General features: G+C 49.3%; 23 protein-coding genes. 13 read left to right on the top strand and 10 right to left on the bottom strand.

The features are described from left to right. Window positions 1-93: 93 nt before the first annotated feature. Window positions 94-1,005, top strand: coding sequence for a LysR family transcriptional regulator (locus tag LVQ77_RS16590; RefSeq protein WP_134184977.1), 912 nt, complete (start codon window positions 94-96; stop codon window positions 1,003-1,005). A gap of 73 nt (window positions 1,006-1,078) precedes the next feature. Here the strand turns inward: LVQ77_RS16590 and LVQ77_RS16585 are convergent, their stop codons facing one another. Continuing rightward, complete coding sequence (locus tag LVQ77_RS16585; protein WP_072009456.1) at window positions 1,079-1,267, bottom strand: YfgG family protein; 189 nt, start codon at window positions 1,265-1,267, stop codon at window positions 1,079-1,081. Between the two features lie 348 nt (window positions 1,268-1,615). Here LVQ77_RS16585 and LVQ77_RS16580 point away from each other — a divergent pair, with 348 nt between their 5' ends. Continuing rightward, on the top strand, window positions 1,616-3,859 hold the full coding sequence (locus LVQ77_RS16580) for a sensor domain-containing phosphodiesterase (protein WP_232905010.1): 2,244 nt from the start codon (window positions 1,616-1,618) through the stop codon (window positions 3,857-3,859). 36 nt (window positions 3,860-3,895) lie between these two features. On the opposite strand, the gene ppx is transcribed toward LVQ77_RS16580, so the two are convergent. The 4 genes from ppx to purM all read right to left on the bottom strand — a co-directional run bounded on the left by ppx (window position 3,896) and on the right by purM (window position 9,386). Then, on the bottom strand, window positions 3,896-5,437 hold the full coding sequence (gene ppx, locus LVQ77_RS16575) for an exopolyphosphatase (protein WP_232905009.1): 1,542 nt from the start codon (window positions 5,435-5,437) through the stop codon (window positions 3,896-3,898). A 40-nt stretch (window positions 5,438-5,477) separates the two neighbouring features. Beyond that, window positions 5,478-7,538: a polyphosphate kinase 1 gene (ppk1, locus tag LVQ77_RS16570; protein ID WP_232866133.1), complete on the bottom strand. Its 2,061-nt coding sequence runs from the start codon at window positions 7,536-7,538 to the stop codon at window positions 5,478-5,480. Between the two features lie 169 nt (window positions 7,539-7,707). Beyond that, window positions 7,708-8,349 carry a phosphoribosylglycinamide formyltransferase gene (gene purN, locus LVQ77_RS16565; protein WP_232905008.1) on the bottom strand — a complete coding sequence of 214 codons (642 nt, stop codon included), beginning with the start codon at window positions 8,347-8,349 and terminating at the stop codon, window positions 7,708-7,710. Further along, entirely contained in the window at window positions 8,349-9,386 is a 1,038-nt protein-coding gene (gene purM, locus LVQ77_RS16560; RefSeq protein WP_064512995.1) for a phosphoribosylformylglycinamidine cyclo-ligase, read from the bottom strand. Before purM ends, purN begins: the two co-directional genes overlap by 1 nt. A 214-nt stretch (window positions 9,387-9,600) precedes the next feature. On the opposite strand from purM, the gene upp reads away from it, so the two are divergent. From upp to LVQ77_RS16545, 3 genes are all read left to right on the top strand, one after another. Continuing rightward, window positions 9,601-10,227, top strand: coding sequence for a uracil phosphoribosyltransferase (upp, locus tag LVQ77_RS16555; RefSeq protein ID WP_034459132.1), 627 nt, complete (start codon window positions 9,601-9,603; stop codon window positions 10,225-10,227). A gap of 83 nt (window positions 10,228-10,310) precedes the next feature. Beyond that, window positions 10,311-11,597 (top strand): uracil permease, encoded by a 1,287-nt coding sequence (uraA, locus tag LVQ77_RS16550; RefSeq protein WP_232905007.1) that lies wholly within the window; start codon window positions 10,311-10,313, stop codon window positions 11,595-11,597. A 99-nt stretch (window positions 11,598-11,696) separates the two neighbouring features. Then, window positions 11,697-12,398 (top strand): DnaA inactivator Hda, encoded by a 702-nt coding sequence (locus LVQ77_RS16545; protein WP_226812157.1) that lies wholly within the window; start codon window positions 11,697-11,699, stop codon window positions 12,396-12,398. A gap of 40 nt (window positions 12,399-12,438) precedes the next feature. On the opposite strand, the gene arsC is transcribed toward LVQ77_RS16545, so the two are convergent. Then, on the bottom strand, window positions 12,439-12,795 hold the full coding sequence (arsC, locus tag LVQ77_RS16540) for an arsenate reductase (glutaredoxin) (protein ID WP_232866751.1): 357 nt from the start codon (window positions 12,793-12,795) through the stop codon (window positions 12,439-12,441). An 11-nt stretch (window positions 12,796-12,806) separates the two neighbouring features. After that, window positions 12,807-14,270 carry a beta-barrel assembly-enhancing protease gene (bepA, locus tag LVQ77_RS16535; protein ID WP_232866748.1) on the bottom strand — a complete coding sequence of 488 codons (1,464 nt, stop codon included), beginning with the start codon at window positions 14,268-14,270 and terminating at the stop codon, window positions 12,807-12,809. A gap of 211 nt (window positions 14,271-14,481) precedes the next feature. Between bepA and LVQ77_RS16530 the strand changes: the two genes are divergently transcribed. Then, window positions 14,482-15,552 (top strand): AI-2E family transporter, encoded by a 1,071-nt coding sequence (locus LVQ77_RS16530; RefSeq protein WP_151995234.1) that lies wholly within the window; start codon window positions 14,482-14,484, stop codon window positions 15,550-15,552. 54 nt (window positions 15,553-15,606) lie between these two features. Here LVQ77_RS16530 and bcp read toward each other — a convergent pair whose 3' ends face one another. Both bcp and LVQ77_RS16520 read right to left on the bottom strand, forming a co-directional pair. After that, window positions 15,607-16,077, bottom strand: a complete 471-nt coding sequence (gene bcp / locus LVQ77_RS16525) for a thioredoxin-dependent thiol peroxidase (protein ID WP_064512983.1) — start codon at window positions 16,075-16,077, stop codon at window positions 15,607-15,609. A gap of 14 nt (window positions 16,078-16,091) precedes the next feature. Further along, a complete protein-coding gene (locus LVQ77_RS16520) occupies window positions 16,092-16,649 on the bottom strand; it encodes a glycine cleavage system transcriptional repressor (RefSeq protein WP_226812155.1) in 558 nt (185 codons plus the stop codon). A 145-nt stretch (window positions 16,650-16,794) separates the two neighbouring features. On the opposite strand from LVQ77_RS16520, the gene dapA reads away from it, so the two are divergent. The 7 genes from dapA to LVQ77_RS16485 all read left to right on the top strand — a co-directional run bounded on the left by dapA (window position 16,795) and on the right by LVQ77_RS16485 (window position 24,284). Beyond that, entirely contained in the window at window positions 16,795-17,673 is an 879-nt protein-coding gene (gene dapA / locus LVQ77_RS16515) for a 4-hydroxy-tetrahydrodipicolinate synthase (RefSeq protein WP_151995231.1), read from the top strand. A gap of 16 nt (window positions 17,674-17,689) precedes the next feature. After that, window positions 17,690-18,724: an outer membrane protein assembly factor BamC gene (gene bamC / locus LVQ77_RS16510; protein WP_232905006.1), complete on the top strand. Its 1,035-nt coding sequence runs from the start codon at window positions 17,690-17,692 to the stop codon at window positions 18,722-18,724. 107 nt (window positions 18,725-18,831) lie between these two features. Then, window positions 18,832-19,545: a phosphoribosylaminoimidazolesuccinocarboxamide synthase gene (gene purC, locus LVQ77_RS16505; RefSeq protein ID WP_034459103.1), complete on the top strand. Its 714-nt coding sequence runs from the start codon at window positions 18,832-18,834 to the stop codon at window positions 19,543-19,545. A gap of 131 nt (window positions 19,546-19,676) precedes the next feature. Next, the gene (gene ypfJ / locus LVQ77_RS16500) at window positions 19,677-20,552 is read left to right on the top strand and encodes a KPN_02809 family neutral zinc metallopeptidase (protein WP_232866761.1); all 876 of its coding nucleotides are present in this window, start codon (window positions 19,677-19,679) and stop codon (window positions 20,550-20,552) included. Between the two features lie 24 nt (window positions 20,553-20,576). Continuing rightward, complete coding sequence (locus LVQ77_RS16495; RefSeq protein WP_232905005.1) at window positions 20,577-22,592, top strand: tRNA(Met) cytidine acetyltransferase TmcA; 2,016 nt, start codon at window positions 20,577-20,579, stop codon at window positions 22,590-22,592. Window positions 22,593-22,666: 74 nt separating this feature from the next. Beyond that, a complete protein-coding gene (gene ypfH / locus LVQ77_RS16490) occupies window positions 22,667-23,365 on the top strand; it encodes an esterase (protein WP_232905004.1) in 699 nt (232 codons plus the stop codon). Window positions 23,366-23,519: 154 nt separating this feature from the next. Then, window positions 23,520-24,284: a DeoR/GlpR family DNA-binding transcription regulator gene (locus tag LVQ77_RS16485; protein ID WP_232866740.1), complete on the top strand. Its 765-nt coding sequence runs from the start codon at window positions 23,520-23,522 to the stop codon at window positions 24,282-24,284. Window positions 24,285-24,346: 62 nt separating this feature from the next. Here the strand turns inward: LVQ77_RS16485 and LVQ77_RS16480 are convergent, their stop codons facing one another. After that, a complete protein-coding gene (locus LVQ77_RS16480) occupies window positions 24,347-25,147 on the bottom strand; it encodes a Cof-type HAD-IIB family hydrolase (RefSeq protein ID WP_232905003.1) in 801 nt (266 codons plus the stop codon). Between the last annotated feature and the right edge of the window lie 74 nt (window positions 25,148-25,221).

Genomic DNA, 25,221 nt, shown 5'->3' with positions numbered 1-25,221 from the left:
CTCCGAGATAATTATGACGCCTTGACTTTACGTCCTGCTTGCCGTTTTGATAATGGCATTGAAATCTGATTGTCTATTCAGGAAATTAGAATAATGGGTAAGCTCGAAGATATGACTCTGCTGGTTGCCGTGGTTGATGCCGGTGGACTGGCGGCGGCGGGTAGGCGGATGAATTTGTCGCCTGCGACCATGACTGCGCGACTAAAAGCATTAGAGGAACGCTATCAGACGCGCTTTTTTAACCGTTCAACACGGGCTATTGCATTGACTCGTAGCGGTGAAGAGTTTTACTACGCCGCTCTGCGTGTGCTTGAGGAAGTGGAACTGGCCGAATCGAAACTGATGCAGAAAGAGGGCATTCTGAGTGGCACGTTACGGATTGCAGCACCATCTGATTTTGGGCGTCAGTATCTATCACCTGCGTTACTCGATTTTTCTCGCCAGCATCCGGAAGTTAAAAGTTCGTTGTATCTGAGCGAAGATGTGGTGGATCTGATCTCTTTGCGGCTCGATATGAGCATTCGCTTTGGTAACCTGCCGGACAGCAATCTGGTAACGAAAGTCATCAGGCAGAACTATCGCGTGCTGGTGGCATCTCCGGCTTACCTTCATACCCATGGGGAACCGCATTCAGTGCAAGATCTGGCCGGACATCGCTGCCTGGTGATGGAGCGTCGTGGAACGCTGATGAATGAATGGCGCTTTGAGGCTGAAGGGGAAATGCAAAGTGCACGCGTTACACCTGCCATGGTGTGCGACGACGGTGCACTTTTGCGCCAGTGGGTGCTGGCCGGGGCCGGTATTGCCAGTAAATCCTGGTGGGATGTTAAACGCGATGTTGAACAAGGGCGGCTGAAAGTGTTGTTGGCAGACAGTTTCATTGGCTTTAGCAGGCACGACAAAAAACAAGTGGGGCTACAGTTTGTTTACCCACAGCGCCGCTTTCAGCCATTACAGGTTTCCATGTTCAGCGAATTTTTCATCAACTGGTTGGATAACGAATAAATCGGCCGGGTAATAGGCGTGACAAATCCCACTGGCGGTTATCAGTGTTATAATTTTTAATTAAAATAAGGCGTTACCGGTTAGTGCTATCCACTGATAGGCTACTTTGTTGTGCTTCTACTTTGTCCTGATGATGGTACCAGGCACCGATGGCAGAATAGACAAAACGGCCGAAAAGGAAGAGAAAACTGATGAGCAGAATAATGCGGGTCATACGATTGTTAAACTTATGTCGTCTTCGCATACTCGTAACCTGTGTCACGCAAATGATCCTTGATGTTTACCCGTCAACCGCGGGCGACGGTGATATTTATACACAGTGATGCCCCAAGGTCAATTCCGGGTCATCGGTGAATAACGTACTAAATCATTTCTCCCTGTTATATAAACATTTCTTAATATTAGTTGATTAGTATATCTACAGTTATTTTTGTGAATTATTCACTATTGGACTTTAATCTCCATCAAGAAATTGATTTAGATCATCTTCGTAACTCAATCCCTAACTAGAATCTGCACTCTATTCCATAGCGATATGGTTTTATCGGCCAGGTTGGAAGCCTGTTCGAAACTTACCCGAGCTGGACGACAGGGTTCTTGGCGATAACTAATGTATCTGGCAAGCTGGTATAACAAGTATAAAAATCAATGGTGGGCACTGCCTCTGGTGCTGCCGAGTCTACTTTTCCCTATAGCCGAATGGTGTAATGCCAATACCGTCATGGACGGAGGGCGCGTATTCCTCGTCTATATGCCACTTGGGTTAATGACAGCGTTTTTGATGGTTTTCGGTTGGGCAGCACTGCCGGGAATTATTGTTGCGTTACTCCTCCGATATGTCCCTCTAAAAGGTGAAATTGCTGCATTACTGGCAGTAGTTCACTTTATCGTCCCTATCACGATTAGTTGGGGTGGCTACCGTATTTTCGTTCCACGGCGTGGCTCAGTGATGTTTGGTGCTATCAAACTTACAGCTCAACGCATGCTGTGGTTGGTGTTAGTTAACGCTGCAACATTTCTAGTTATCTACCAGATAGGGGTTTTCTTCGGTTGGTATGATGTATCCAACAATATCGGTGCAGAAAACCCTCTCCACACCCGGACACTCATTAATTTTCAGGCGGTGCTGATTGGTTGTTTGACGGGGATGCCTTTCTTTTACTCCGTCATTCGTATGTTCCGAAATCCACGTTTTATGTTTTCATTTTTCTCGCGGATGAAAGCTCAAATGCAGTCGGGCGTGACCAAAGTCGAGATTACGCTATGGGCTGTGTTGGTCATCGTACTGGTAAGCCTGCTGTTATTGCCCTTCAATGATTTCAGCACCATTTTCACTACGGATTACACATTAACGCTGATTCTACCGCTAATGTTGTGGGGAGCGATGCGCTTTGGTTTTCTGTTTATCACCACGTCATGGACGGTGATACTGACGATCCTGTGCAGCGGTTTTCATAACTATTTGCCGCCATATATGGGCTTTCAACTCCATCTGGCCATAGCCTCATCCTGTTACGCAGTGTTTTCTATCACCATCTATTTGATGGCTGTTGTCACTACTCGCCAGCGTTTTTTGCATAGCAAGGCGCGGCGTGTTGCTTTTATCGACCCCATCGTTCAAATGCCCAATTTGCGCGCGCTTAATCGTGACTTATCTCGTTATCCTTGTTCAGCGCTGGCTTTTCTACGCGTGCCTGAACTTGAGCTTTTAGGTCGTAATTACGGGGTGCAACTTCGTATTCAATACAAGCAGCAACTCAATGAATATCTGAATCCGATATTAACCGCCAGCGAACGTGTCTATCACTTGTCTGGGCATGAGCTGGCTGTTCGGTTGAACTATGACTCTTATCATGAGCGTATCGACGCCCTTGACCATCGTGTTAAGCAGTTCCGCTTTATGTGGGATGGTATGCCGATGCAGCCACAAGTGGGTATCAGCTTTTGTTATGTACGCCAGCCTGTCACCCATATTTACTTCCTGCTAGGCGAGCTCAGCACCATGGCTGATTTGTCACTTTCGACATCAAAGCCTGAAAGCTTGCAGCAGCAAGGCACAAACCAAGTGCAGAATGCGGTGAGAAAGAAAGTGGAGATGATGAACCGCCTGCAAGTCGCCATTGATTCAGGGAATTTCATCTTGATGGCGCAACGTATTGAAGGGATTCGTGGCGACTCTTACCATGAAATCTTGCTACGCATGAAAGGGGATAACGAAGGGGATGCGATGTTTATGCCCGATGCGTTTTTGCCTGTGGCACATGAGTTTGGCTTGTCTTCTAAAATCGATAAATGGGTATTAGAAGCGACGCTTAAGTTTATGAATAATTATCGTAAACAGCTTCCTGGTAGCCGTTTCTCAATTAACCTCACCCCCGCTTCTGTAGGGCGTTTGCAGTTTGCGAGCGAAGTGAAACGTCTACTGGAGCGTTACAAAATTGAACCCTGGCAGCTTATTTTCGAAGTCACCGAAAGCAACTCATTAACCAATCTTGAGCAAGCTAACGCGACCTTGACTATGTTGCAAAATATGGGCTGTCGGATTGCTATTGATGATTTTGGTACGGGATATGCCAGTTATGCGCGGCTGAAAGATATTAGCGCGGATATCCTGAAAATTGACGGTAGTTTTATCCGGAATGTCCTGACCAGTAGTCTGGATTATCAAATTGTTGATTCAATCTGCCAGTTGGCACGGATGAAAAAGATGCAGTTGGTTGCCGAGTATGTTGAAAGCGAGGCGGTCAAAGCAGCGGTGCAAAGTCTGGGGATTGATTACATACAAGGGTATTTGGTTGGACGACCACTTTTGCTTGAGAAGCTTGTCATTCAGGAAAATCGAGATACCGAGTAACCAAACGCCCTGATGGGCGTTTGGTTGTGTAAACAATCAGGCGGTAGTGTTCGGGCTAGCTTCTTCTTCAATCTTAAGCTTCCAGCCTGGCGTATTATCCCAATACTGCTGTTCGCGCTCTAAATCGAGCAATACCAAAGTGTTCAGGCTGAACCAGTCGTGTGGGAAACGCAGTGTCCATTGGTGCTCGTCAGTTTCTAGCACCAATGTCGGCGGAGTGGTTGTTGCTTGACGTTGGTTATTCAGTAACACGCCCAGGCGCAGAATTTGAATTAGCGGTAGGAACTGCTTTTTCTTAAACAGCGTAAATCGTGGTAGGTCATCAATTTTTACCGCTTTGCGATGATAACGTACCAGAGAAGCGATGAGCATCTGTTGCTCTTGATTAAAGCCAGGCAAGTTGCTGTGTTGCAGGATATAAGCCGAGTGGCGGTGTAGCCCACTATGGTTAATATTCAGTCCAACTTCGTGCAACATCGCTGACCATTTCAACAGCGCGGCCATTTGCGGATTAGCTTGTTTTGGGTTTTGTAGTTCCCACTGCTGATAGATATGCTCAGTCGTTGTCAGTACGCGTTTAGCCTGATCGCTGTCAATATGGTACTGGTTTGCCAGACTCTGTGCGGTACGGATACGAATATCCTGATGGCGGAAGCGGCCCTCCATTTCATACAGCACACCTTCGCGCAGAGCCCCGTCAGACAGACGTAACTCTCGAATGGCCAGCGAGTCGAAAACACCGCAGAGAATCGCAAGACCGGGCACAAACACCGCTTTACGCTCTTCCGATAGCCCCGGAAGGCTCATAGTGCTGAAACTCTTATACTTCAGCACTTCATCACGCAGCATTTCCAGGCGTTCAGGGGTGATAATCCCGTCCTTTTCGCCCATGTTGACCAGCACTTCATGCGCCGCTTTGATGGTGCCAGAGGCCCCCATCGCCACATTCCAGCCCTGTAAGCGGTACTGCCAGGAGAGGTTTTCCAGCTTCTGTACAGCTGCGAGGCGAGCGCGTTTAAAGTTTTCTGGGGTGATATTCCCTTTTGGGAAAAAGTTTTGTGCGAAGCTCACACAGCCCATGCGGCGGCTTTCGACCAGCATTGGCTCGAAATCCTCACCAATGACCAGTTCGGTTGATCCGCCTCCAATATCAATCACCAGCTTGCGGCCTTTTTCCGGCTGGGTATGTTCTACACCCATGAAAATCAGACGCGCTTCTTCGTTACCGGAGATAATTTCAATTGGGTAGGGGATAACCTGTTCGGCACGCTTAAGAAACTCTTCGGCGTTTACGGCCAGGCGTAAACTGTGAGTACCCACGATACAGACGTTTTCCGCAGAGAACCCCTGAAGACGTTCAGCAAATAACGCAAGGCACGACAACCCACGTTCCATTGCTTCTTCGCTTAACTCGTTTTCAGCATTCAGACCATCGGCCAAATGGACGCGTTGTTTCAGACGACCAATGATTTGCATTGCGCCATCTACCACACGTGCGATAACCATGTGGAAACTGTTCGAGCCAAGGTCTACCGCTGCGAACTCTTGCGGCCGTGGAGCATGTTTTTTTATCGGCATGTTTTTATCATCAACATAGTTTTATAGTCGACATAGTGCGTTATTCAGGTTGTTCAAGAGATTTAATGTAATCGTAAATCGCCAGTTGCGAGCGTACCTTACGGCGGTTGCCGCGCGGTACATAGCGATTACTCAGTTCTTTGTCGATGTAGCGCGCTTTTACCGTATCACTGAACAGTATTTCAATGATATCCAGCACCCGTTGTTTCAGGCGCGGGTCGAGAATAGCGACGGCCACCTCGATGCGGTAATCAATGTTGCGCGTCATCCAATCGGCAGAGGAGAGATACACTTTTTTGTCGCCGCCATTTTCAAACACATAGACGCGATCGTGCTCGAGATAGCGGTCAACGATACTGATTACGCGGATATTGTCGCTGATACCTTCCAGATTCGGGATAAGCGAGCACATGCCACGGATCAGCAGATTTACTTTTACACCTGAGCTAGAAGCCGCATACAGGCGGTCTACCAGCCCTTTATCGACCAGGTTGTTCAGTTTCAGCGTGATGCCAGATGGCTCGCCGTTTTGTGCATTAGCGATTTCTTTATCGACCAAATCGTAAAGCAGGCGGCGTGAGTTCTGTGGTGAAACCATCAGATGCTCGAATGTCACCGGGCGATAAGGGTTTTCGATAAAGTTAAATACGCGGCGTACTTCGTTGGTGATGCGTGCATCGCAGGTCAGTAACGAATAGTCGGTATAAAGACGTGCGGTTTTCTCGTTAAAGTTACCGGTACCGATGTGGGCATAACGCACCACCTCTTCACCTTCTTTACGGGAAATCAGGAACAGTTTGGCGTGAATTTTCAGACCCGGGGCTGAGAAAATAACGTGTACGCCCGCTTCAGTCAGGCGTTTAGCCCAATGTATATTGGCTTCTTCGTCAAAGCGCGCTTGCAGCTCAACTACCACGGTGACTTTCTTACCGTTGTGCGCAGCATGAATCATCGATTCGATAATGCGCGAGTCTTTTGCCACGCGATAAATATTGATTTTAATCGCCAGCACGCTTGGGTCGAACGACGCCTGGCGCAACAATTCCAGTACGTGCTCAAAGGTGTGATACGGATAGTAGAGCAGCACGTCACGATTACGTATCGCATCAAAGCCGTTACGGAATTTATCGAACCAGATATGACGCAAGCGCGGCAGTGGCTTGTTGATTAAATTGGCTTTGCCGACATTCGGAAAGTTAATGAAGTCTTTAAAATTGTGGTAACGGCCACCGGGAATAATGGAGTCGTAGTTGGTGATGGTCAGCTTGTTACGCAGCATTTCAACCATCGCATCAGGCATATCACGTTGATACACAAAACGCACAGGCTCAGCGGTCAAACGCTGTTTCAGGCTTGATGACATCAGTTCCAACAAACTCGATTCCATTTCCGTTACCAGATCGTATTCTGCGTCGCGGGTCATTTTCATTGAGTAGGCGTTCAACGAATCGTAATCGAAGAAGCCTTTGAAAATATCGTCCAGGCAATAACGCAGAATGTTATCTAGCAGGATCATCGGTTTGCGGCGGCGCGGGGCTTCCGGCGGCAAATTCACAAAGCGCGGCACTTTATCTGATGGAATTTCTAGCAGCGCATAGCGAATATCGTCGCCCTGAATAATCTCCACCGCCAGATAGGTGTAATCATCTTTAAGAAACTGCACCAGGTCGGTGTCGTGGTTAATCAGGATCGGTGTGATGTGCTGGCGCAAATAGTGTTTAAAGTAATGTCGCAGCCAGTTTTGCTGATTCGGGGAAAGCTGGCGTTCATTGATCAAGAAGATCTGGTTACGCGCCATTTCCAGCAGCAGATCGTTATATAGCCCATCAAATTCTTGATCGGCCTTAAGAACACGCGCCTGAATTTTGTTGAGCAAATGGCGCGAGTTAGGAGCCGTACCTTGTTCTTCGCTGATCAGAATGCGCCGTTTTAGTTCGGCGAAACGAACTTTGTAAAATTCATCAAGGTTATTCGAATAGATGCCGAGAAAACGCATTCTCTCAATCAGCGGGTTAATTTTATCCGCTGCTTCCTGGAGCACACGTTCGTTAAAAGACAACCAGCTCAGTTCTTTTTCGATATACAGCTTATCCTGACCCATTAGCCCTCACACTCCGTTTTCGTGGACGTTAAAATGCCGTCACGTCTGTCATTATGGCGAGCTTTGCCGTGGAATGTCCAACGATGGCCGTAAAGTATGACAAATCGTGATGAAGTTTAATAAGCGTTGTAGGGCGGAGGCGTGAAAAAGGGGCCGTAGCCCCTAAGTTTTATTCGTCTGCAGCATGACCCTGCGGTGGTAATTTGTTGCCATCCAGCCAGGCGCTATTTTCACGCATTTCCAGGCGTCCTTCGACAAACCAGGAGACAACTAACGGATAAATAGCGTGTTCCTGATTCTGCACGCGGGCGGTGATGTCTTCTTCATCATCTCCTTCAAAAACAGGTACTTTGGCCTGAAGAATAACCGGCCCACCATCTAGCTCCTCAGTGACAAAATGCACGGATGTTCCATGCACTTCATCGCCGTTTTCCAACACCTGGCTATGCGTATTGAGGCCAGGATATTTTGGCAGCAGAGAAGGGTGGATGTTGATCAGTCGCCCTGCGTAATGACCGACAAACTCCGGGCTAAGAATGCGCATATAACCGGCTAGCACCACCAGATCGGGGGCGTAGGCATCGATCTCAAGCATTAGCTCACGATCGAACGCTGCGCGGTCAGCGAATTGGCTAGCCGTTAACGCGTGAGCAGGAATTTCCGCAGCACGCGCTCGCTCAAGACCAAAGGCATCGGTTTTATTACTGAATACAGCCGCCACGGTGGCATTAATCTTTTTCAGCTTACAGGCATCGATAATTGCCTGAAGATTGCTTCCGTTACCGGAAATTAGCACCACTATACGTCTCATTACTCAATAACCACGCGCTCGGAGGAATCAGAAGCTTTGATACTACCGATTTTCCAGGCGTTTTCACCTTTTGCATTCAAAAATTCTATCGCTTTTTCAGCTTCTGACGCAGGCAGGGCAATCAGCATGCCTACACCGCAGTTAAAGGTGCGGTACATTTCGTGACGGCTGATATTCCCGGCTTTTTGCAACCAGTTGAATACCGCAGGCCACTGCCATGAAGATTCAGCAATAATAGCCTGCGTGTTGTCTGGCAGAACGCGAGGGATATTTTCCCAGAAGCCACCGCCGGTCAGGTGTGCAATCGCATGAACGTCAACATTTTCAATCAATTCCAGAATAGACTTCACATAAATGCGAGTCGGTTCCAGTAAATGATCTGCCAGCGGTTTGCCTTCAAGCTCTGTCGTCAGCGGGTCAGTACCGCTCACTTCCAGTACTTTACGTACCAGAGAATAACCGTTGGAATGCGGGCCACTTGATGCCAGGGCAATCAGCACATCGCCGTCGGTGACTTTAGAACCATCGATGATTTCAGATTTTTCGACCACGCCAACACAGAAGCCAGCAACGTCGTAATCTTCGCCATGGTACATGCCCGGCATTTCAGCCGTTTCACCGCCAACTAATGCACAGCCAGATTGCAGACAACCTTCGGCAATACCAGAAATAACGCTCGCAGCAGTCTCTACTTCAAGTTTTCCTGTTGCATAATAATCAAGGAAAAACAGCGGCTCAGCACCTTGAACAATCAGGTCATTGACACACATAGCGACCAGATCGATGCCGATAGTGTCGTGGCGCTTTAAATCCATCGCCAGACGTAATTTAGTACCCACACCGTCGGTGCCGGAAACCAGCACAGGCTCACGATACTTTTGAGGTAACGCGCACAACGCACCGAAACCGCCCAGCCCACCCATGACTTCCGGGCGGCGAGTCTTTTTCACTACACCTTTGATTTTATCGACCAGAGCGTTACCAGCATCAATATCAACACCGGCATCTTTATAGCTAAGAGAGGTTTTGTCGGTCACTGCTTAGTCCCCGCGGATGGGTTAGAAATAAAAAACGCCGCAATTCTAACAGTGCAGGCAAACGTTTGCGAGCCTCTTATTCAGCGGGATGTAATTATTATCAATCTATACTCATTTCACCCAACTTGATCTCGAAGCGGTGGCGCGGTGTTAAAAAAGCGGTATAATCCGGCGATTTTTTTTATGGTGGCCAACTATCTCGGGGAGAAAGAGTATGAAGATCGTGGAAGTCAAACACCCACTCGTCAAACACAAGCTGGGCCTGATGCGTGAGAACGACATTAGCACCAAACGCTTTCGTGAACTCGCCTCAGAAGTTGGCAGCTTGCTGACTTACGAAGCCACGGCGGATCTGGAAACTGAAAAAGTCACTATCGAAGGCTGGAACGGCCCGGTAGAGATTGATCAAATCAAAGGTAAGAAGATTACCGTTGTGCCAATTCTGCGTGCCGGTCTGGGCATGATGGAAGGCGTGTTGGAAAACGTTCCAAGCGCGCGTATCAGCGTTGTGGGTATTTACCGTAACGAAGAAACCCTGGAACCTGTTCCTTATTTCCAGAAACTGGTTTCTAACATTGAAGAACGTATGGCGCTGGTGGTTGACCCAATGCTGGCAACCGGCGGTTCTATGATCGCAACCATCGACCTGCTGAAAAACGCCGGTTGTACCAGCATTAAAGTGTTGGTTCTGGTCGCAGCACCTGAAGGTATCGCAGCGCTGGAAAAAGCGCACCCGGACGTAGAGCTGTTCACCGCTTCTATCGATCAGGGTCTGAACGAGCACGGATACATTATTCCGGGCCTCGGCGATGCTGGTGATAAGATTTTCGGTACTAAATAATTGATTCAATAAAATTAGCCGACTTTGAGAGTCGGCTTTTTTTTGGCTAAAACACAACAACACCATCCTCAGAGGAAATAAAGATGACACGCCGCGCTATTGGAGTGAGCGAAAGACCACCCCTGCTGCAAACGATACCGTTAAGCTTGCAACACCTGTTCGCGATGTTTGGTGCCACCGTTCTGGTACCAATCCTGTTCCACATCAACCCGGCGACGGTGCTGCTATTTAACGGGATCGGGACACTGCTGTATCTCTTTATCTGTAAAGGTAAAATCCCGGCCTATCTCGGTTCGAGCTTTGCGTTTATTTCACCGGTGCTGCTACTCCTGCCTCTGGGTTATGAAGTGGCTCTGGGCGGTTTTATCATGTGTGGCGTGTTGTTCTGTATCGTGGCTTTGATTGTTAAAAAGGCCGGTACTGGCTGGCTGGATGTGATGTTCCCTCCTGCGGCGATGGGCGCGATTGTCGCGGTTATCGGCCTTGAACTGGCGGGCGTGGCTGCGAATATGGCCGGTCTTCTACCTGCTGATGGCACTTCTCCTGACTCAACCACCATTATTATTTCGCTGGTTACGCTTGGGGTAACCATCTTTGGTTCGGTTCTGTTCCGCGGCTTCCTGGCGATTATCCCGATTCTTATCGGTGTGCTGGCGGGTTATGCGCTCTCCTTCGCCATGGGCGTGGTCGATGTCACGCCAATTATTAACGCGCACTGGTTCGCACTGCCAACCTTCTACACCCCGCGTTTTGAGTGGTTTGCGATCTTCACAATTCTGCCTGCAGCGTTGGTAGTGATTGCGGAACACGTGGGTCACCTGGTCGTAACGGCAAATATCGTGAAGAAAGATTTGATTCGCGACCCAGGCCTGCATCGTTCAATGTTGGCCAACGGTATTTCGACGATTTTCTCCGGTTTCTTTGGTTCGACACCAAACACCACTTATGGTGAGAACATCGGCGTTATGGCCATTACCCGTGTTTATTCCACCTGGGTTATCGGTGGCGCGGCGATTCTGGCAATTCTGCTTTCTTGCGTTGGTAAACTGGCGGCGGCGATCCAGATTATCCCGGTACCGGTGATTGGTGGTGTTTCCTTGCTGCTGTACGGCGTGATCGGTGCATCCGGTATTCGCGTGTTGATCGAGTCAAAAGTCGATTACAACAAAACGCAAAACCTGATCCTCACCTCCGTTATCCTGATTATCGGTGTGAGCGGCGCGAAAGTGCACATTGGCGCGGCTGAGCTCAAAGGTATGGCACTAGCTACAGTCGTTGGCGTGAGCCTGAGCCTGATCTTCAAACTTATCAGCGTGCTGCGCCCGGAAGAAGTGGTGCTGGATGCTGAAGAAAACGACGTAAAATCGTAGTTTTGCCTTAAGCCGGGCGGTGCGTTCGCCCGGTTCTATTGATCCTCATTTCTGTGTTAGACTCTCTGCGTTTTTCTGCCTGTTATGGTTGAGGTAATTCTGAATACGCCGGCACAGCTATCACTGCCACTCTATTTGCCTGATGACGAAACTTTTGCGAGTTTCTGGCCGGGTGATAACCCTTCTTTACTCGCCGCACTTCAATCCGTGCTCCGTCAGGATCACAGCGGATACATCTATTTCTGGTCGCGAGAGGGAGGAGGGCGCAGCCATTTGCTGCATGCCGCCTGTGCGGAACTGTCACAACGTGGCGAAGCGGTTGGCTACGTGCCACTTGATAAGCGTACCTGGTTTGTCCCGGAAGTATTGGACGGTATGGAACAGCTTTCGCTTGTGTGTATCGACAATATCGAGTGTGTAGCGGGCGACGAACTGTGGGAAATGGCGATCTTTAATCTCTATAACCGCATTCTTGAATCAGGAAAAACCCGTCTGCTGATTACCGGCGATCGTCCTCCGCGCCAGCTCAATTTGCAACTTCCCGACCTCGCATCGCGCCTTGACTGGGGCCAAATCTATAAGCTGCAACCGCTTTCCGACGAAGACAAACTTCAGGCCCTGCAACTGCGTTCACGACTGCGCGGTTTTGAGCTGCCAGAAGATGTGGGGCGCTTCCTGTTAAAACGCCTGGATCGCGAAATGCGTACGCTGTTTATGACGCTCGATCAGCTGGATCATGCTTCTATCACGGCGCAACGTAAACTGACGATCCCGTTTGTGAAAGAGATTCTGAGTCTTTAATTCGTTTGGCGGATACCCAGCGCGGCATCCGCCATTATCACTACAAAATTTCTAGCACCGACTCAGGCGGGCGACCAATACGGGCTTGGCCATTAGCCAGTACTATCGGGCGCTCAATCAGCTTTGGATTATCGACCATCGCCTGAATCAATTGCTCTTCGCTTAATGCGCTATCTACCAGATTCAACTCCTTGTACAAATCCTCTTTCTGACGCATTAACTCGCGTGCGCTGGCAAAACCCAATTGGCTGAGCAACGTTTTGATGGTTGCCGCATCCGGAGGGGTTTCCAGGTACAGCACCACTTCGGGTTCTACGCCATTTGCTTTTAGCAGACTTAACGTTTCACGGCTCTTAGAGCAGCGCGGATTGTGATAAATAGAAACGGCTGTAGACATCGTAACTCCTGTTACATCTTAGAATACGGAAGGAAGCGTTTTTGCAATTCGCGGAACTGATCGATTCGCGCATCATAACGGGCTTGCTGCAAGCTACCCAATTTCACCTGAGCGCTGGCACTACTGAGCAGCGAAATAGCCTGGTCGAGACGCCCAACGAGTGCCATAACCTCAGCACGTGCAGCGAGTTCTTGATCACGATTGCCTAAATCTGCCTCGGTTTGCGCTAACAAATCCCAGGCATTGCTATCATCAGGGTGAGCGAAGGTATAACGATTGAGAATTGCTGCTGCCTGCTCTGGTTGTTTTGCCTGAACATAGGCGTTAGCAAGGTTAAGTTGTAATACCGGGTTCTGTTTCAAATCAGGCGCGTTTTTCAGTCGATTGATAGCGTCTGCGAATTTATTTTGCCCAAGGTCAATATCGGTAGATAAATCGAGATACCACGCATTTGTAGGTTGTGCGGTAAGCAGTGGTTGCAAAAGCTTACGGGCCTCATCCCATTTATTACCGCCCATCGCCTGAAGCGCACGACCATATGCTGCTGCGTGCTGTTCGCGAATATTTCCCTTGGACCAGCTATCCAATAAATCACTGGTTAGTTGGTTACGTCCGGAGTTGTACATACCCAACGTACGGGCTTTTGCCATGTAAAAATCTTCTGAAGATTGTGTCACCACCGGCCGCATTTGGTTGGCGCGGTTGCGCGCATCTGCCAAACGGCTTTCAGGCAATGGGTGGGTGAGCAAAATTTCCGGTGGGCGAGATGAATAACGCGACTGGTCGAGTAGTTTCTCAAGGAAGGTTGGCATCGCTTGTGGATCGAAACCGGAGCGCTGTAACACCTGAATACCGATGCGGTCTGCTTCCTGCTCGTTTTGTTGCGTGAAGCTGATCATGCCCTGTTGTGTGCCGGCGAGTGTTCCACTTAACGCTGCCATACCCGCTTGTGGGCTGGCCATCGCCAGTAAAATAGAACCTAATGCACCCACCCAGGTTAGCGGGGCATTTTTTTTCTGATCTTCCATGGCTCGCGCCAGGTGACGTTGTGTGACGTGAGAGATTTCGTGCGCCATAACCGACGCGAGCTGGCTTTCATTATCGGCATAACGGAATAGCGCAGAGTGCAGCACCACGTTGCCGCCGAAGAAAGCAAAGGCGTTGATTTCGTCGTTATTGATCAGAAAGAAATGGAATGGGGTCTTAACTGAGTTGGCATGGCTAACCAGACGCATACCCAGTTTGTTGATGTACTGCACGAGCAAAGGGTCATTGATTAATGGGGCGCTGCCTCGCAGCTGACGAACATAAAAGTCGCCCATCTGCATTTCCTGGCCAATTGACAGAGTATTACCTGCTGAAGTTCCCATATCTGGCAGTTGGTCGCTAACGTCCGCAAAGGCTGGAGTTACTGGACCCGCAAGCAAAGCTGCCATCAGTGTTGCAACCAGCGATTTTTTCAACTGCTTGAACATACGTCCTGTCCTGTTTAATCAAAGTTAATCTTCGACATGTATTACGTGAATTTGTTCGCATACAAAAATGAACTGTAGCCCACCGCATGACTGAGACCTATCTTATCTGCGACAATTTTAAACCGCCATTGAACGGAGATAAAAAGCAAAGTCTTTACAGTGACATTTAGATACAATCTCTCCTCGCACAATACTGTCAGGGAAGGGATGTATGCTTGAAATGTTGTTGCAGTGGTATCGACGACGGTTTAGCGATCCGGAGGCTATCGCACTGCTAGTCATTCTGGTTGCAGGATTTGTCATTCTGTTCTTCTTCCACGGACTGTTAGCGCCGCTGTTGGTGGCAATTGTGCTGGCTTATTTACTGGAGTGGCCAACCGCACGGCTTCAGCGTATCGGATGTTCACGAACCTGGGCTGCAACGATTGTATTGGTGCTGTTTGTCGGCATTTTGCTGTTGATGGTGCTGGTGGTTGCGCCAGTTGCCTGGCAGCAGGGTATCTATCTGATACGTGACATGCCGGGAATGCTGAATAAACTTTCTGATTATGCGGCCACTCTGCCAAGACGTTACCCGGCACTGGTTGATGCAGGCATCATTGATGCCATCGCCGAGAACATGCGTGGGCGCATGATGGGTATGGGCGATCAAGTGGTGAAATATTCATTGGCTTCATTAGTTGGGCTGTTAACGCTGGCAATTTATCTGGTGTTAGTGCCGCTGATGGTGTTCTTCCTCGTCAAAGACAAAGAACAGATGCTTAATGCTGTTCGCCGGGTTTTACCTCGAAACCGTGGGCTTGCGGGGCAGGTATGGCTGGAGATGAATCAGCAAATTACGAACTACATTCGCGGCAAAGTGCTGGAAATGCTGGTTGTGGGTGTGGTGACCTATATTGGTTTTGTGATTTTTGGCCTGAATTACTCTCTGCTGCTGGCGGTGCTGGTCGGATTCTCTGTGCTGATTCCATATATTGGCGCGTTTGTCGTGACAATCCCAGTGGTGTGCGTGGCGTTATTCCAATTTGGAGTGGGGCCAGAGTTCTGGACGCTATTTGCCGTGTATTTAATTATTCAGGCATTAGATGGCAATCTGTTGGTACCGGTATTATTTTCCGAAGCGGTTAACCTGCATCCATTGGTCATCATTTTGTCGGTAGTTATTTTTGGCGGTCTGTGGGGGTTCTGGGGGGTCTTCTTCGCGATTCCACTTGCTACCCTGATTAAAGCGGTGGTGCATGCCTGGCCGGATAGCGTGTTGATAGACGATAAGCCAAACTAGAGAAAGTAAAAAGCCGACATAAAGTCGGCTTTTTTAATATTTTTAGCGTAGCTATTAAGCGTTTTCTTTCAGCCAGTTCACCACAATGTCGTGATGGTTGCTGGTTTTGAAATCATCAAACACTTTTTCAACTTTCCCTTCACCATCCAACAAGAAGCTAATGCGATGGATGCCGTCGTAGGTTTTACCCATAAATGACTTCTCGCCCCAAACCCCAAATTGCTCACAGACCTGGTGGTCTTCATCAGAAAGCAGGGTGAAGTTGAGTAACTCTTTTTCGGCAAAACGTGAAAGTTTCTCTGGCTTGTCGGTGCTAATACCCAGCACTTCCACACCACTTTTTTTCAACGCATCCATGTTGTCGCGCAAGCCACATGCTTGCACGGTGCAGCCTGGTGTCATCGCTTTAGGATAAAAATAAACCAGAACGCGCTGTCCCTGGAAGTCGGTTAAATTTATCTGCTCGCCGTCTTGATCAGGCAAGCTAAATTTCGGTGCACTGTCACCGGCTTTCAGTGGGCTCATTACAACTCTCCGTCTTAATCATCTTGCTGTGGATAATTCACAACGTTAATACTGCCTTGTGCTTTAAGTTCTGTACAGAGGGCCTTGAATTCATCTTCAATAACATTCGCATCCTGACCTGCCGGACTATGAGCTGTTATCTGAATATACAGCTGGGGTGGATTGCCATCCTGAGCCGGCTGGGTACGTGAACTCAATTCCGCAATATTCATGTGATGGGCATCAAACAGATGGGTGAAACGCTCGATTAAATGAGGCGAGTCGGTCACTTCTACCTGCACCCAGACTGTTGCTGGCATTGCTGGGCGCTCTTGCGCTGCGGTACGTTTCATAACGATTAATAAATCTAGCTCAGCACCTTTCAGCGGTAGCGTTGATTCAATCAGGGTTATGGCATTCCAACTGCCCGATAGCAGCATAATAAACGTGAACTCTTCACCGAGCATAGCGAGGCGACTGTCTTCAATATTACAGCCGCAACTGCTCACATGGCGGGTGATGGTATTAACAATACCAGGTCTGTCCGCCCCAAGGGCCGTAATGACCAAATAATGGTGTGGTGAGAGTGTCAAACGTGTTCTTCCTGTGAATCGGTGAGATATCATAAGGAAAGCATAAAAAAAAGTTGCGTACAACCGTGTAGCGTCACCTGGTGACTTGCTTTTGATCCTGCACCAAACGTACCATTGAGACACTTGTTAGCACAGAGGATGGCCAATGTTCACTGGAAGTATTGTCGCGCTTGTGACGCCGATGGATGAGAAAGGTAATGTCTGCCGGTCAAGCCTGAAAAAACTGATTGATTACCATGTCGCCAGCGGGACCTCGGCGATTGTCTCGGTAGGTACGACCGGAGAGTCTGCTACGTTGAGCCATGACGAGCACGGTGATGTGGTACTGATGACGCTGGAACTGGCCGATGGCCGTATTCCGATTATCGCGGGGACTGGCGCTAATGCCACCTCTGAAGCTATCTCGCTGACAAAGCGTTTCGAAAACAGCGGAATTGTGGGCTGCCTGACGGTAACTCCATACTACAATCGCCCAACCCAGGAAGGGCTATATCAGCACTTCAAAGCCATCGCTGGAAGTACAGACCTGCCGCAGATGCTGTACAATGTGCCATCTCGTACCGGTTGCGACATGCTGCCTGAAACAGTAGGCCGTTTGGCGAAGATTAAAAATATTATTGGTATCAAAGAAGCGACCGGGAACTTAACACGAGTAAACCAGATCAAAGAGCTGGTTGAAGATGACTTCATCCTGGTTAGCGGCGATGACGCGAGTGCGCTGGACTTTATGCAATTGGGTGGCCACGGTGTGATTTCTGTGACGGCAAACGTAGCCGCGCGAGAAATGGCAGAAGTGTGTAAACTGGCCGCCAATGGGCAATATGCGCAAGCGCGCGTTATCAACGAACGTTTGATGCCGCTGCACAATAAATTATTTGTTGAACCCAACCCTATCCCAGTCAAATGGGCATGTAGGGAGTTGGGACTTGTGGCAACCGATACCTTACGCCTGCCAATGACACCGCTGACTGAAGCCAGTCGTCCGGTGATTGTTAGCGCGCTCAAGCATGCCGGTTTGCTGTAAAGTTTAGGGAGATTTGATGGCTTACTCAGTACAGAAGTCGACGGTGGCGAAAGTTGCAGTGGTTTCGTTAGCCATGCTGTTAGCAGCATGTAGCACCGACCAGCGTTATAAGCGCCAGGTTAGTGGTGACGAATCCTATCTGGATGCAGCACCCCTCGCGGAAATCCACTCCCCGGCGGGGATGATCCTGCCGGTGCAGAATGGTGAATACAATATTCCGGTCACCAACGGCAGCGGCGCAGTAGGCAAACAGCTGGATATCCGTCCGCCGGCTCAACCTCTGGCATTAGTCAGTGGCGCACGTACTCAGTTTACTGGGGACACCGCAACTCTGATGGTTGAAAGTGCGCGTGGTGCAACGCTGTGGCCACAGGTCGTAAGCGCTGTAGAGGCGAAAAATTACGGCATTGATAAACGTGATGACGCAAGCCAAACGCTGACCACTGACTGGGTCCAATGGAACCGTGCTGATGAAGATCAGCAGTACCGTGGACGCTATCAAATCAGTGCGAAACCTCAGGGCTATCAACAAGCTGTGGTGGTTAAGCTGCTGAATCTGGAACAGGCCGGAAAGCCAATTTCTGATGCGGCATCTATGCAACGTTATAGTGCAGAAATGCTTAACAGCATCAGTGCGGCACTGGATAAAACCCAGACCGATCTGCAAAACGCCAAAGAAAGCCGTGCAGCAACGCAGCTTGATGTTCAAAGTGCCGCTGATGACACTGGCCTGCCAATGCTGGTGGTGCGTGGTCCATTCAACGTCGTATGGAACCGTTTACCGGCAACGCTTGAGAAAGTGGGCATGAAAGTCACTGACTCTACGCGTTCAACAGGCAGCATGGCTGTAACATACAAACCATTGTCTGACAGCGCATGGCAAGATTTAGGGGCGAAAGACCCGGGTCTGTCCAGTGGCGACTATAAACTGCAAGTGGGCGACCTCGATAACCGCAGCAGTCTGCAGTTCATCGATCCAAAAGGTCACACGCTGACGCAGTCTCAGAACGATGCTCTGGTAGCTGCATTCCAGGCGGCATTCAGCAAGTAACATTTAAAGGCCAGAGCTCTCTGGCCTTTTTTCTGTTAGGCTACGCAAACGTGTGCGTAGACACAGATAGCGGAATTTTTAGTTAAATCACACCTGGAGTAAGAAAGATGCAAAAGCAAGCTGAGTTGTATCGTGGCAAAGCGAAAACCGTATACAGCACGGAAAATCCGGATCTGTTGGTGCTCGAATTCCGCAATGATACTTCAGCAGGAGACGGTGCTCGTATTGAACAGTTTGACCGTAAAGGCATGGTGAACAATAAGTTCAACCATTTCATTATGACTAAACTGGAAGAGGCGGGCATTCCTACGCAAATGGAAGCTCTGCTCTCCGACAACGAAGTGCTGGTGAAAAAGCTGGATATGGTGCCGGTTGAGTGTGTAATTCGTAACCGTGCGGCTGGCTCACTGGTTAAACGCCTCGGTATTGAAGAAGGCATTGAGCTGAATCCACCGCTGTTTGACCTGTTCCTGAAAAACGATGCGATGCATGACCCGATGGTCAATGAATCTTACTGTGAAACCTTTGGTTGGGTGAACAAAGAGAATTTGGCTCGTATGCGTGAGTTGAGCTACAAAGCTAACGATGTTCTGAGCAAACTGTTTGATGACGCGGGTCTTATCCTGGTCGATTTCAAGCTGGAATTTGGTTTGTTCAACGGCGAGGTTGTACTGGGTGATGAGTTTTCCCCAGACGGTAGCCGCTTGTGGGACAAAGAAACCCTCGACAAGATGGACAAAGACCGTTTCCGCCAGAGCCTTGGTGGCCTGATTGAAGCTTATGAAGAAGTCGCTCGTCGTCTTGGCGTTCAATTAGACTAAAATCTCGCACGATTCTTATGAAGCCGAATGTGTTTTCACATTCGGCTTTTTCACGTCTTGTTTCCTATGGTAATCCTGGAATTAACCACCTACGATCTACTTATTACAAGTTGTGAATAATGAGGTCGACTATGCGCTGGCAAGGTCGTCGCGAAAGCGACAATGTTGAAGACAGACGAAACAACTCTTCTGGCCCAAGCTTCGGAGGCGGCGGTGGTGGATTCCGCTTACCCGGCGGTAAAGGCGGTGTCATCTTATTAATAGTGGTCGTTGTGGCGAGCTATTATGGTGTCGATCTCACCTCAATGCTCGGTGGGCAGCCCGTTCCGCAACAGCAGTCTACGCAACGATCCATCAGTCCTAACGATGATGAAGCCGCTAAATTTACCCGGGTTATTCTGGCAACGACCGAGGACTCCTGGGGAGAAGTTTTCCAGAAGATGGGGCGCACTTATCAACCACCAAAACTGGTGATGTATCGCGGCAGTACGCGTACTGGTTGTGGCACTGGTCAGTCAATCATGGGGCCTTTCTACTGCCCGGCTGACAGCACGGTGTATATCGATCTCTCTTTCTATGATGAAATGAAAAGCAAACTGGGCGCTGATGGTGATTTCGCTCAAGGCTATGTCATTGCTCATGAAGTCGGACACCACGTGCAGAAATTGTTAGGGATTGAACCGAAAGTCCGCCAGCTCCAGCAGGGGGTAAGCCAGGCGGAGGGCAATCGTCTTTCTGTAAAAATGGAATTGCAGGCTGATTGCTTCGCGGGTGTCTGGGGTAACAGCATGCAAAAACAAGAAGTGTTGGATGCCGGAGATTTGCAGGAAGCGTTGAATGCAGCTGAAGCGATTGGCGATGATAAACTGCAACAACAGAGTCAGGGACGCGTAGTTCCCGACAGCTTCACCCATGGCACTTCAGAACAGCGCTATACCTGGTTCAAACGCGGTTTCGATAGCGGCGATCCGGCGCAGTGCAATACCTTCGGTAATACCGCCAAATAACGAGATGTGACAAGGACGCAAGCCATGGAGCTGCTAAGGCAAGCAACCGCCAGTATGGCTGATGCTGGTATTCGCCGTATGATTATCATGGCGGGCGAGAAAACCTGGAGTAGTCAGCAGGTACAATCTCTTACCCGGCAATTACCCGGTGACTGGCTATGGGTTGGGGCCGCACCGGAATTGCCGCTTTATTGTGCAACGTCGGCAATGCGCACTCTATTGGGTCGTGAGTTTCTGCATGCAGTCTTTGATGCAAGAGAAGGGCTGGATGCTGAATCGCTGGCAGCCCTTGCGGGAACGCTTAAAGCGGGCAGTTGGTTGGTTCTGCTGGCTCCCGAATGGGACAATTGGTCGATGCAGCCAGATTGCGATTCAAACCGCTGGAGTGAGCAGCCGGAAGCGATTCCCACACCACATTTTATCGCTCATCTACAGCACTGTATCAGCGTTGATAACGAATGCGTGCTCTGGCAGCAACATCAGCCGCTGCAAATCCCTGATTTCTCGCCACGTCCACAATGGCATGCTGCCAATGGTGCGCCTTTCGATGAACAAGCCGCGATTCTGGCCGAAATGCTAAATATGTCTGCGGGCGTTGCGGTGGTTACCGCACCGAGAGGGCGTGGTAAATCTGCGTTGGCAGGGATGTTATTGCAAAGGATTCCAGGCAAAGGGCTGGTAACCGCTCCCGGAAAAGCGGCGACAGATGTACTCGCTGAGCATGCAGGCGATCGCTTTAACTTTGTTGCGCCTGACGCACTGCTTGCCAACCCCGATGCATTTCAGGCCGACTGGCTAATTATTGATGAGGCTGCAGCTCTTCCTGCACCCCAGCTACGCCAGCTAATTTCCCATTTCCCACGGGCTTTACTCACCACTACGGTTCAGGGTTACGAAGGGACAGGGCGCGGGTTTGTACTCAAGTTCTGCGCAAGTCTCGACGAACTGACGCGCTACACCCTTTCAACTCCCATCCGTTGGGCTGCAAATGATCCGCTGGAAAAGTTAATGGACGCTGTTTTGCTATTTGATGAAATCGACATAACAACAGCGCCGCAAGGTACGATTTCTTTGCAGGTCATTGAACGCGCCAGCGCGTTAAAACCATCGCAACAACTACAACAGATGTACCGTTTACTGTCTGGCGCACATTATCGTACTTCACCACTGGACTGGCGTCGGATGCTGGATGCTCCGGGGCAGCATTTCATTGCTGCAATCAGTCGTGGGGAAACGATTGGAGCAACCTGGCTTGTGGAGGAGGGTGGGCTTCATGAGGATCTCAGTCGGGCTGTATGGGCTGGATTTCGGCGCCCACGTGGCAATTTAGTGGCGCAATCGCTGGCAGCCCATGGCGGTAGTCCATTAGCCGCAACGCTTAAAGGATTGCGCGTCAGCCGTATTGCTGTGCATCCACTACGCCAGCGTCAGCAAATCGGCCAACAGATGATTGCCAAAGTGAAAGCTCACGCAACGTTTGCTGCTGATTATCTTTCGGTGAGTTTTGGTTTTACCAACGAGTTATGGCGCTTTTGGGAAAGCTGTGGCTTTCGGTTGGTGCGTGTAGGAAGTCACCGGGAGGCTAGCAGTGGCTGCTATACGGCGATGGCGTTATTGCCGTTAACTAAGCAAGGTGAGGTTTTGACTGGCCATGAGCAGCAGCGGCTACAGCGCGATATTAGGTGGTTGCAACCGTGGATTGACCAATCCTTACCTGTTATTCCTGATGAAAAGGCTGCGCTAAACAGTGATGATTGGCTGGAGTTGGCAGGGTTCGCCTTTGGGCATCGACCTGTGGAGGCCTGCCTGGGCTCTTTGAATCGTTTGCTGCTCACCAGTGATTTACCCCTTAACGCGCTACGTGGCCGAGTACAACAATGTCTAAGTGTGGAGTCACTTTGCCAGCAATTACGCATTTCCGGACGTAAAGCATTGTTAATTGTGATGCGGCAGGAAGTGCAAAAGGCGCTGGAAAAACTCGATGAGCAACAGTGTATTGAGCTGAAAAATACGCTTATGCAATTGCAATTTTTCCACTAACTCATTCAGTCAAACGGTATGGTCATCATGGAATCCCGGCGTATAGTCATCTCCAGAAACTAAAGGAGAGCACCATGAAACACGACCATTTTGTAGTTCAAAGCCCAGCCAGCCCGGCTAAGCAACTGATTTTGTTGTTTCATGGTGTTGGCGATAACCCGGTAGCAATGGGGGAAATTGGTAGCTGGTTTGCGCCACATTTCCCGGAAGCGCTGGTGGTCAGCATTGGTGGCCCGGCACCCAGCGGCCCGTATCAAGGCCGTGAGTGGTTTTCCGTTGCGGGAGTCACGGAAGAAAACCGCCAGGCACGAGTTGATGCCATCATGCCAACATTTGTCCAGGTGGTGCGTGACTTGCAAAAAGACAGTGGCGTGCCTGCGAATGCCACAGCTCTGATTGGTTTCTCGCAAGGGGCAATCATGGCGCTTGAGGGCGTGAAAGCACAGTCAGAACTGGCTTCTCGCGTGGTGGCTTTTAATGGCCGTTATGCACAACCTCCGCAAAGTGCCTCAACTTCAACCACTATTCATTTGATTCATGGCGACGTTGATAAAGTGATTGATGTGAAGCATGCCTTTGATGCTCATGAACAGTTAACGCAACTGGGTGGTGATGTGACGCTGGATGTGATTGACGATTTGGGCCATGCGATAGATGACCGCAGTATTCAGATTGCGCTCGATCACCTGCGTTATACCGTGCCGAAGCACTATTTCGATGAGGCGCTCAGCGGCGGTAAACCAAACAACGATGATATTGTTGAGTTTCTTTGAAAACCCGGTCTGAGTGAAGTCCCTCCTGCCTATAGACTCCTTCTGGATTTTGAACACAGGAGGAGTCTAAAGGCACACCAGAACGTCACGTTCCTGCTGAGATAATTTATCCATGTTATGCTTCATGCAATGTTGTGTTTGATTGAGGTTTTTCGTGATCGATTATGATGCTTTCCCTGAGCAGCGGCAGGATCTTATTCATCAAATGCTTACTAAAACTGGCAGGGTGATTGGTGCCGATATTGCCCGCCAACTCGGTGTTTCAGAACATACCATTCGCCGTGATCTTCAGGTTCTGGCCCGCAAAGGTTTATGTAAAAAAGTCTACGGAGGGGCTGTCTGTCAGCTTCAGCAATCAGCAAGCTTTGAAACCCGTGTGGCACAGAGTGTTTCTGAGAAGTCAGATGTTGCCAGACGATGCGCTGAGTTGATAAAGCCGGATACCTGTATTTTCATCGACGCTGGTTCAACGTATCTGGCGATGGTGGATTTTATCCCTGAGACTTTTGAACTCACCATCGTGACAAATTCGCCACAAATTGCCTCTGCATTAAGCAGTAGACAGTCAGGGGAGTTGATTCTGTTGGGAGGAAAGGTGAGTCCCAAAACAGGGAGCACTTTAGGTTTAGATACCGTAAACCAGGTCCGTAATATGATTTTTGACCAGACATTTATCGGTGTTTGTGGCCTCGACCCACAGGCTGGGCTCACAGCCGTATACTACGAAGATGCCTGTTTTAAAAAAGAAGTCATCGCTCAGAGTAATGAAGTTATTGCCGCGGTCATTGCAGATAAGATGTGTCAGGTGGCGAGATACAAAGTTGCTACCTGTGATGCTATTGATATTGTCGTGGTGAGCCGTGAAACCCGAGTGCAGGATTTCAGTAGCGAAAATCTTCGCATCGAGATTGTTGATTAGCATCAAATCCACATCAGTGAAGGCTGGAGTGAACCTTCACTGATGGCTTGCGCAAGCAGATGTTAGGATTGAAGGGCCAACATTCGTTTGATTGTTTCCTGGACTGCATTTGCGTCATTATATCCAGTGATAAAATTTGCAACCGCCTTGGTTTCCTCGAAGGCATTGCGCATTGCAAAACTGTATTCGGCCATTGCGAGCAACTCAATATCGTTGTAGCCATCGCCGAAAGCCATGGTTTCGTGCTTACTGACACCAAGCAGTTCCTGGAGCTTTTGTATGGTGGTTCCTTTGTGAACACCATAGTCCGCAATATCAATCCACGCCGCTTCTGACACCACAATGTAAACTTCATTTTCGAAAGTGGACAGGTGAGGCCGGGTCTTTGGGCAATGACCTTCCTCGTCATACACTGTAATTTTAACAAAATCAGATGTCAGCGCACTCAGGTCGTCTACTTCAATCATACTGGAATACGAATTTCGTACCTTATCCTTCAGCCTTTGCGCAAGGTCAGCGCGGATCACTGCCCCTTCTGAAGTACAGGCGATGATGACATGTTGAGAGTTAACTTCCTGAAGGGTATTAATGATGCGTAAGCCCAGCTCATTTTTGATCAGTGACTGATAAACAAATTGTCCGTCGTGTTTGATTCGGGTTGCACTGTCTCCCACAATCCACAGGTTCCTGCTGTACCCTCCAAACAACTCCTCAACCCTGTCGCACTGTTTTCCGGTACAGGCTGCGAAGTGAACACCCTTTGCAGCCATTAGTGCGCTGACCTCCATGAATAACTCCCTGTCATAATCGCCGTTACTATTCAGAAATGTGCCATCCAGGTCAGTAATAATAAGTTTAATCATTAGGTCAGAGCCTCTATGTGTTGGAGTTTTTGACGACGACAGTTGATATTCGAATCTCATAAAGCATGTTGAGT

This window comes from Buttiauxella cochleicola (assembly GCF_021282435.1).
In the GTDB taxonomy this organism is placed as follows: Bacteria; Pseudomonadota; Gammaproteobacteria; order Enterobacterales; family Enterobacteriaceae; genus Buttiauxella; species Buttiauxella massiliensis.
Note: the sequence above shows the minus strand (reverse complement) of the source record. Positions and strands in the feature narration are given on the sequence as shown.